General features: G+C 49.7%; 8 protein-coding genes. 1 reads left to right on the top strand and 7 read right to left on the bottom strand.

Going from position 1 to position 9,470, the window contains the following annotated elements; all coding sequences use genetic code 11:
* Positions 1 to 68: 68 nt before the first annotated feature.
* From dapB to IKG78_RS00940, 5 genes are all read right to left on the bottom strand, one after another.
* Entirely contained in the window at positions 69 to 899 is an 831-nt protein-coding gene (dapB, locus tag IKG78_RS00960) for a dihydrodipicolinate reductase (RefSeq protein WP_290938210.1), read from the bottom strand.
* A 217-nt stretch (positions 900 to 1,116) separates the two neighbouring features.
* Positions 1,117 to 1,854 carry an ankyrin repeat domain-containing protein gene (locus IKG78_RS00955; RefSeq protein ID WP_290938208.1) on the bottom strand — a complete coding sequence of 246 codons (738 nt, stop codon included), beginning with the start codon at positions 1,852 to 1,854 and terminating at the stop codon, positions 1,117 to 1,119.
* Between the two features lie 135 nt (positions 1,855 to 1,989).
* Positions 1,990 to 4,344 (bottom strand): LysM peptidoglycan-binding domain-containing protein, encoded by a 2,355-nt coding sequence (locus tag IKG78_RS00950; protein WP_290938206.1) that lies wholly within the window; start codon positions 4,342 to 4,344, stop codon positions 1,990 to 1,992.
* A complete protein-coding gene (locus IKG78_RS00945) occupies positions 4,341 to 4,556 on the bottom strand; it encodes a hypothetical protein (protein WP_290938205.1) in 216 nt (71 codons plus the stop codon). Before IKG78_RS00945 ends, IKG78_RS00950 begins: the two co-directional genes overlap by 4 nt.
* Before the next feature lie 19 nt (positions 4,557 to 4,575).
* Positions 4,576 to 4,728 (bottom strand): hypothetical protein, encoded by a 153-nt coding sequence (locus IKG78_RS00940; RefSeq protein WP_290938203.1) that lies wholly within the window; start codon positions 4,726 to 4,728, stop codon positions 4,576 to 4,578.
* A 75-nt stretch (positions 4,729 to 4,803) separates the two neighbouring features.
* On the opposite strand from IKG78_RS00940, the gene IKG78_RS00935 reads away from it, so the two are divergent.
* Positions 4,804 to 6,948 carry a thrombospondin type 3 repeat-containing protein gene (locus IKG78_RS00935; protein WP_290938201.1) on the top strand — a complete coding sequence of 715 codons (2,145 nt, stop codon included), beginning with the start codon at positions 4,804 to 4,806 and terminating at the stop codon, positions 6,946 to 6,948.
* Positions 6,949 to 7,149: 201 nt separating this feature from the next.
* Here IKG78_RS00935 and IKG78_RS00930 read toward each other — a convergent pair whose 3' ends face one another.
* Together IKG78_RS00930 and IKG78_RS00925 are read right to left on the bottom strand one after the other, a co-directional pair.
* Entirely contained in the window at positions 7,150 to 7,323 is a 174-nt protein-coding gene (locus IKG78_RS00930; protein ID WP_290938199.1) for a hypothetical protein, read from the bottom strand.
* 295 nt (positions 7,324 to 7,618) lie between these two features.
* Positions 7,619 to 9,271, bottom strand: coding sequence for an endo-1,4-beta-xylanase (locus tag IKG78_RS00925; RefSeq protein ID WP_290938197.1), 1,653 nt, complete (start codon positions 9,269 to 9,271; stop codon positions 7,619 to 7,621).
* Positions 9,272 to 9,470: the final 199 nt, after the last annotated feature.

Here is a 9,470-nt window from a genome sequence, read left to right as displayed (position 1 = left end):
GGAAGTAGGAAGTAGGAAGTAGGAAGGAAGCAAATACTGTCTACTTCCTACCGTCTACTGTCTACTTTTTAACGCATCTTTCCAGAGCGGAGGACGTCCATCATGGTGAAGGGTTTCGCGGTGCCGTTCGCAAGGTGGCAAGCGAGGAAGTTCACGGCATCGACTGTGCCTTCGGCGTAAATCTTGCGACCGCAAACATTGTGCTGGAACTCGAAATGCACCGTGCCGTCTGCGCTGTCGAGGCTGTAGGTGTGGAAGGCATGACCGCCAAGATATTCCTCGGGCACGTGCATGCGTTCCATCTGCTCCTTTTCGTTACGCACCTTTTCGATATCATCGACGGAGAAGTCAAAGCCCATCTTCTGGAAGTCGCCCACCACGGCCTTTGCCGTACCGCTCGTGTCAGCCTTCGTCTTCTGGTGACTTTCAACCACGGAGAGCTTGTAGCCGCTGAACGCCGTCGGGAATTCCTTCGCGAGATATTCAATCATCATCTGGAACGCGACAATCTGCTTCGCCATGTTCGGGGCAATCACGCTCGGGTGGTTCGCATCGGCAACAAGTTTCGCAAGCGCTTCGCGATCACCGCCGGTCGTGCCCATCACGAACGGAATCTTGTGGTTCACGTAAAAAGCGGCATTGTCGTTCACGGCTGTCGGGTGCGTGTAGTCAATGCAAATCATGTTCGGGTACTTGGCAAGCACTTCGCCAATGCGGGCTTCACGGTTAGAGGGCTTCAAAAGCTGAATCGTCTTGCCGGCCACTTCGGCTTCGTTTTCCACGATAATTTCGCCCGTCAAAGAATACGGAACAAGTTCCAAGCCACGAGCCACGCAAGTTTCAGCAACGATGCGGCCCATGCTACCCGGAATGCCATTAACCATCACTTGAATAGACATAAAAACTCCTGTTGATTTTCAATTTGACAAGATAGTAATATTACACATAAAAAAAAGAAGATCCCCGATGGTTTGCTTCGACATACACAGCACAGGCATATGCTCACCAACCGTAGTCGGGGACAATACTATAAAAAGAGATGCCCGCACGGTGGCGGGCATGACAATCGCGTTATGTCGAAAACTAGAATTTACAGGTAACGATACTTGCTATAAACTAGCCCTTCGAATCCTTGAAGTACTGCTTGGTGTTCTTGGCACCAGCTTTCTTCAAAGCCTTGATGAGACGCGGATAGCCTTCGTTCGTTGCCCAGTCGAGCACAGAATAGCCCTGACCGCACTTGACATTCACGTCAACGCCCTTGTTGATGAGGAACATCATGGCATCGAAGTTGCCGTTCTTTACAGCCCAATGAATCGGGAGGTAGCCATCCGGACCGCGAGCTTCGAGCGGAGCGCCCGCATCGGCAAGCACTTCAAGCATGTCGGCCTTGCCCGTCTTGGCGGCAAGAAGCACTGCTGTAGCGAGATTCTGCGAGGCAACGCCTTCCTTCTTGAGCTGCTCCAAGATGCGAACGACAACTTCCTTGTTGCCCATATTGACCGCGTTGTCAATTACCATTTCGCCGCTGCCGTTCTGCACATTGGCCTTGGCACCATGATCAAAGAGGTAATTGAGCACCATCATGTTGCCCTTGTTAGCAGCGATGGCGACCGCATTGTTGCCGTTGTCTGCCGGCTGGTCAATTTCAAAGGAAGCCTGGAGGAAAAGCGTCATCTTGGCGGTATCGCTATTGACGGCGTAAGAGACGAACTGGTTCGGCGTAAAGCCAATCTGCTTTTTCGTCAGATACCTACGGACAGACTGCGGATCGTTCGGGTCCATGGTTTCTTCGCAACCAGTCATCGAAAAAAGGAGACCGGCGGCACAAAGAGCCAAGATTTTCTTATTCATATTTTACTCCAATGAGATTTTTGATTTTCACGTCTAAAATTAAACAAATTTTTTTCAATTTATACAAAAGCAAACACGAATTTACACTTTTTATCAAAATAAAGCGGTTTACATCTAAAGTTCACGGTCCATGTTTTACTTCTTCTTTTTCTTTGTCGTCTTGATTTTCAGTTTTTCATTGACTTTGATTTTCGTGTCTTTCAAGCCGTTCCACTTGACGATATCCTCGATGGTCACGCCGTACTGGCGGGAAATATCCCAAAGGCCCTCGCCTTTCTTGACGGTATGCGTCACTTCTTCGACCTTCGGCGTACTCGGAGCGGGCGTTCCAGAACCCGGAATCTTGAGTTTCTGCCCCACCTTGATGTTCGAGGAATTGCCCATCTCGTTCATCTCGCGGATGGCACTTACCGACGTATCGTACTTCTTTGCGATTGCATACAGGTTATCGCCAGCGGCCACAGTATAAATAATTGTCGTATTCTTGGAGCCTTTCGATGAATTTGAAGACGATGAACTTGCTGTTTTTTTCGAAGACTTGGACTTTGAATCATCGACTTCGACTTTGGGAGGTTCCACAATCGGATTTCCGTCATCGACAGCGCCGGACATTTTGCGCGGTGGGCGTACATACGCCGGAATAGCGAGCGAATCTCCTACCGTCAGTCGCTTCGTAAAGCCATTATTCGCTTGCAGCAAGAGGAACACAGGCACTTTGTACTTCTTTGCAATCAAAGCGTATGTATCCCCCGCCTGTACAACATATTTTTCGCCTTTTTTAAGAGCGACACGCTGCTGGACAAAGCTGCTCGGCTTGAGGTCCGGCTTGGAAACATATATCGTATCGCCGATTTTTACGTTATACCCCACCTCAATATGATTCCAAACACGCAGCGACTCCTGCGAAATGCCGAAACGACGTGAAATGGAACCCAAATTATCCCCCAACTGCACAACGTAAGTACGAACCTTGCTAGGCTTTTTGCCTGTGGAACGACGCGGAGCGACCTTAACCGGGATGAGGAGCGTGCGGCCCACTTTAAGCCTTGCGTTTTTCCTCATATCGTTTGCACGCTGGATTTCAGCGGCGCGGACACCATACTGCTGTGCAATGCTCCCGATAGACTCCCCTTTGCGGACTTTATGCTGTTTCCAGCTCGAAAATCCGTTCTTTTCCATACGGTCGTAATTTTGCACAAAAGCGGCACGCGTACCATACGGCAAGCGAAGCAAGTAAGCGTCACGGTTTGGCGGAGTGCACCACATGGTCAATTCCATATTCAACGAGCGGAGCGTATCTTCGGGGACTTTCAAGAATTTCGAAATTTCATCCATCGAAAAGGAATCATAGACGGTAACTGTATCGTACGGCGGCAATTGACGCTTCGTAATGGAAACATCGTAATGGTCCGGGAAATGCCCAATCACCATCGCCGCAAGGATTCGCGGCACGTAATGCATCGTCTCTTGCGGGAGCTGCAAGTCCCAGTAAGTCACGGGACGGTCCCCCCACGTAGGATCTGCATGTTTTTCGCGAATCAGACGGCGGATTCGGCCTTCGCCGCAGTTGTACGCCGCCATCGACAAAAGCCAGTCGCCAAATTCATTGTGCAGTTCCGAAAGGTAAGTCAAAGCGGCTTCGGTCGCAAGCTCCGGATTGCGGCGCATATCGACCCAAAAATCCAGTTCCAAACCATAACGGATACCCGTTTCAGGGATAAACTGCCACATGCCGGCAGCTTTCGCACGGCTGTACGCCTTCACATTAAAACCAGATTCCACCAAGGCCAAATAAATAAGGTCCCTGGGCATGCGCCTTTGGGCAAGCTTTGTATAAATCAATGAATCGTATGCAGTCTTACGCGAAAGAGAACGCGTAATAAAAGCACGCGCCGAAGTCGTCATGTAGTAAATCTCTTGCATGACGCGATCGTTAAACCGGATGGGCAACGAGAATCGACCGGCATCCACCGTATCCAAAAAATTCTCGATGACGCGAATAGAGGCGCTATCCGCCACATTCTCGTCATACGCATCCACGCCTTCAATGGAAACACTATCCGAGGCGGTCGAATCCACCCCCTCTCCCGGCAAATTAGGATAAACATCTTCCAAAGCTTGCACAATGCGGAGCGGCATCTGCATCTTGTAGATAGAGTCTTCAGCACGGGTAAGACGGCTCTTTGTCGAGTCGTACTTCTCGGTCACCAGCAAACGGAGCGATTCTTCGAGATAATGCTTGGAAACCGCCCATTCGTTGTTGTCTATAGCCTGAAGCCCGTACTGGTAATACACCCAAGACGGTCTCGAAGAATCCCCGACAATCTCTTTTCCGGGATTTACTTGGGGTACATCAACAACAACCTTTTCTGGCTGAATAGGTTTTCCTTGTGGCAACGCGACCACTTTCGCCGGTTTCGAAGCACAGGCGGAAAGCGTAAGTACAATGAAAGCGAAGCCAAGTCCAAGTAATTTATGCGACCATATCACTGGTCGAAATCCATATCCTCGCCGTAGTCAGACCAAATAGGGTTACGGCCAAAAGACGGCTTGTCAAAATCAACTTCTTCGTCAACTTCTTCTTCTTGCGGTTCTTCTTCTTCTTTCAGCAGATCGTCTTCTTCTCCCAAAAAAGTCGGATCCGGCGTATCGTCAAATGCGTCATTCTTAGGACGGCGACCACAATAGAAAGTTCTGCTCATATAGGCGTACCTCCAATTTTTACATCAACTTGTTCATGCCATACAGGATAACTCCGCACATCACAAGAGCAGCGACAATTTGCAGGATGATGATAACCCTGTTCACCTTGTACGCTCTTTGCGACTTTCGATGCCATTCTGGCAATTTGTTTGCGGAACTCTTGTTTCTCACTTCGGAACTGAAATATATACATAAATTTGGAAATGCAAACAGATATTCAAAAAAAATGTCTAAATTCTAAAAAAAATGATAAAAATTCTGCTAACAATTCTCTTTTGCGCCATTTTTGCATTCGCGCAGTCCGGTTTTTCTGCCAACAAGGGCGGAATTCACGTTCCCAGTGCACGTACACTGATTCATGGGGAACTTTTCGTCTTGGGCGGATTCGAACTGTCGAGCAGCAAGGAATTGGCTAGCTTGGAAGGCTACCTCATCGACGAAAACGGCAACAACGTAGCACTATCCGAGGAATCCCCCTCCAATTCCGTCCTTGGCTATATCGGGTACGGAATATTCGACAACCTCGAAGTCGGGTTGAACCTGAATTTCCACTACGACGGCGATGCAGGCAAGACAAAACTCAAGGGACTTGGCTTTGGCGACCTCGGACTCATGGTCAAGGTAGCCCCTCCGAATCAAAAAATTTTCGATAAGGTCGTCACATCGGTTGCATTAGAACTGTTCATCCCCACAGGAACGAACGAGAAAGGATTACGCCCCCGGCATCTCTGGTACATGCATAAGGACAACCCGACAAACCCCTACTCTGCATCGGACTTCGCCATGGCGGGCCTCCTTTACCTGACCATCAACATCAACAAATACATCAGCTGGAACAATTACGCGGGTTACCTCAGAACTTTTGAAAATGAAGAGAACATTTTCGTATGGGGTACAGGACTGAACATGTTCGCTTACGAATGGATTTCGCTTGTCCTTGAAGCGTCCGGCGAAACAAGCATCCGCAAAAGAGACGTGTGGCGCGGATTCTTGAACGACCAGCTGAGATTCTCGCCGGGTTTAAAAATCAGGCTCCCCAAGCGCACGACGCTTTCCATTAGCGCGGATTTGGGCATGGACCTTTTCAGGAAGCGCAAAATCGGTCGCGGCCATCCAATAACCGTAAAGAACAAAGGACACGAATACAGTTACACCGTCCCCGGCAGTCCACCCATTGCGGCATCCATCAAGCTCAGCAGAACGTTCGACCTCAGCAGGTCTGACAGCGATGGTGACGGAGTCGATGACAAGTGGGACTTGTGCCCACAGTCCAATTTATCATACAAAGTAGATAGACGCGGTTGTACCGTAGATTCCGACGGTGACGGTATTGCAGACGACATAGACAAATGCCCCAACACAGAACCCGCTGTTTTGGTCGATACCACGGGTTGCCCCGAAGACTTGGATGGAGACGGCATCCCCAACCATTTGGACAAGTGCCCCGGCACAAAGCCCAACGACCCTGTTGATGAATTTGGATGTATCCACGACGAAGACGGTGACGGAATTCACGATGGCATAGATAAATGCGCGGGAACCCCCGCCAATGCGCAAGTCGATGAAAAAGGGTGTCTCTTGGATAGCGACAAGGACGGAGTTCCCGATATTAACGACACATGCGCAAACACACCCGCAGGGCTTCAAGTCGATGAATACGGCTGTTTTTTGGACAACGATAAAGACGGCGTTCCGAACGAACTGGACAAATGCCCGAACAGCAAACCGGATGACAACATAAACAAAGATGGTTGTCCTGTCGATACCGATGAAGATGGCGTTCCGGACTTTATGGACTTGTGCCAAAATACGCCCAAAGGAGTCGTCGTCAACAGCGTGGGATGCCGCATAGACAGCGACAAGGATGGCGTTTTCGACGATGATGACAAATGCCCAAGAACACCCAAAGACGCTCCCGTCGATACCATCGGATGTCCGATAGATTCGGATCATGACGGTATATACGACTATTTGGACAACTGCCCCTATACGATTGAAAAGACTCAAGTCGATAAGAGCGGCTGCCCCATTCGCGATCGGCAGAACTTGGACAAAATCGCAAGAAGAATCCTGTTCCATAAAGGAACGGAAAAGCCACTCAATTCTTCTTATACGGCATTGAGCGACATCGTTTCTGTCATGCGGCACCACAAAGACATTGCCGTTGAAATCCAGTGCAGCGTCAAAGAAAAAGAAACAGACGACCCGCAAGAACTTTCAAAGGCACGAGCGAACTTTATCTACGAATTCCTGCTGTTCAAAGGCATCACGGAAGAACGCCTCAAGGCCACCGGATTCGGCCTTGAACTTCCCTCAAACGTCCAAGGGCACTCCATGATGAACCCCGTCGGAGTCAGGCTTCTGCCGTACAAGCTAGAGAATAGAGACTAGAGGCAAAAACGATTTGTCATCCCGGACTCCGTTCCGGGATCAGCTTATCATCTCTAGAGATTAGAAGTTAGAGGGTTAAGGCAAAAGCGTTTCGTCATCCTGAGGACCGTAGGGACGAAGGATCCAGTTAAGTCTAGAGAATAGTAGGAAGTAGAGAGTTGGACAAACGCGTATCGAGCGACGCGACAGGCTGGTTTAAAATCATTCTTTCTTATTAAAGAGCAAAGCAATGACTAAGCCGACGAGGACGTAAAGCCCTACTGCAGAAAAAAGCCCGAGAATTTCCGAACCCGAAAGAGCCTCTACTTTAATGTAAAGGAGGACGGACAGCGGCATTGCAAGCAAAAAAAGGATTCCGGGGATTTTCTGTTTCATGACTATAAAATAGAAAAACCGACCCCGGCCCTTCGACAGGCTCAGGGACCTTAGGGATGGGATGACAGTTTGAAAACGCCGAGATGATAATGCGACGCAAGAATTAACTGGATCCTTCGCGATGCTCAGGATGACTAAACGCGGGTATGACGTGTAAACAACCGATCCCGGCACAAAGTCCGGGATGACATACAAGGCAGGCAAAGCCTATCACCCCGCACTTGCGATGCACTGCCTGCACTGAGTTTAATCGAAGTGAGCCTGTCGAAGTGTTCCGAGGCCGACTTACACAGTGTTACTTCACGGTCATTTGGTACTTTTTGCGGCCAGCTTCCACTTGGTACTCGCCCTTGAAACCGCGGAACTTCGCAACGCCATTAGCATCGGCAGTCACCGTAATATCCGTCGTCCAGACCTTGTGCCACAAGTCATAGACACGCTTTGCCGCCGGCTTTTCGCGACCGTCAGACGCAATCATGCCGCCATTCTTAACCCAGTGACGATTGTCCCAGAAGCCCCACAGCACAATGCCATTCACCGCCGGGTGGCTAAATGCAGTACGGATAAACGTTTCGAACTTCTGAGCCTGAACCTCTTCCGTATCGTTCATGCCTGCCTGCCAGTCGCCCACGTCAAACTCAGTCACCTTGACCGGAAGCCCGAGAGACGCGAGCTTGTCGATGCGTTCCTTGATGAGGCCCGGCACAATCGGACGGAGTCCAAAGTGGCACTGCACGCCAATTCCCATCACAGGCACCTTACGAGCAAGCATGCCCTTAATCAAGCCGTAATAACGGTCCGTCTCGCCCGCAGCAACAACGTTGTAATCATTGATGTAAAGTACCGCCGAAGGGTCCGCACGATGCGCCCAGATAAACGCACTGTCGAGAATGCCCCAGCCGCACTTGTTGAACGTCCAAGATTCGTGAATCGGTTCGTTCCACACGTCGTATTCCGTAATCTTGCCTTTGTATTCTTTGAGGTCGCGTTCAATGCGGGCCTTGAGATTTTCTGCAATTTCCTTGCAGTTTCCCTTGTTGCTATAATGTTTGTCGAAACCGTAACCCTGATGGCTCCACATGAGAGCATGTCCGCGGAGTTTCCAATTATTCTGGCTCGTGAAGTCCGTATATTCCTTCATTTCATCGCGTTTGAGCTTACCCTTCTTCGGTTCGTATTCCGGCCACTTGAACTGGTTTTCGGAAACACCATGCCAGAAGTACTTTTTAGCGGCATTCCTGTACCATTTTTCGACGCTATCCTTGGTGTCGTAAAGAGCGAGCGCGGTTCCGAACGGGAACGAATGACGCAACAGCTTCACATGAACTTTTTCACCCGGACTTGCCTTGACCGTAAAATCAGCCTTGCGGAGACTGTCGATGCGGGCGTCGGCAGCATTGTACCAAGACGGGTCGGACATTTCATCCATCTTCTCGACATCAACGTCGTCTAGCTGGATCCATCCAGTCTTCAAGCCGATTTGGAACGTAATGTTGTTGAGGCCGTAACCTTTCTGGTCGGCCAAGAAAATCATTTCGTAGGTCGTCCATTTGTCGGTCAAATCAAACGAAGCGCTCTCCTTTTGACGATAATCCGGAGGGCCGCCCTGCACTACGGAATTGATGGGCATGTTGCCCTTCGCCTTGAACGTAAGCTTGTAAAAGCCAGAATCCGCAAGGAATTTAGGCGGCTGGAGTTGCAAGCCCCACCACGGATTCGGAAGTTCCTTCACGACGACCTTCGCACCCTGCGAGCCATCGACACCAAGCCCCGGCACCGCAATCTGCGATTCGGCAACCGCCGGACCATTGGGATTGTTCCACACATACCAACCGCCGTCGCCATATTCCATGTCGCCATTGCTCACTCCAGCAGCAAACGAAGGAACGGCAAGGGACAAAGCTACAGTCGCAGCAATTGCAAAGGCTTTCTTACTTTTGAAATTCATTAGGGCACCCCATTTTTGTTTCAACGCCAAAACTTTTCCAGCCTAAATATATACTCGAACCTGTAAATACGCGAGTCCAAAAAAGATGATTTCGCCCACTAAAAAGCAAACTCGTCAAAAGGTGTAGCAAGTGTATCGTGTGGAGTAGGAAGTAAACAGTAGGAAGTGGTTAGTGGTTAGTAAACAGTGGTTAGTGGTT

It is taken from the genome of Fibrobacter sp., from assembly GCF_017545445.1.
Classification (GTDB): Bacteria; Fibrobacterota; Fibrobacteria; order Fibrobacterales; family Fibrobacteraceae; genus Fibrobacter.
This window is presented reverse-complemented; position numbering and strand designations above follow the sequence as displayed.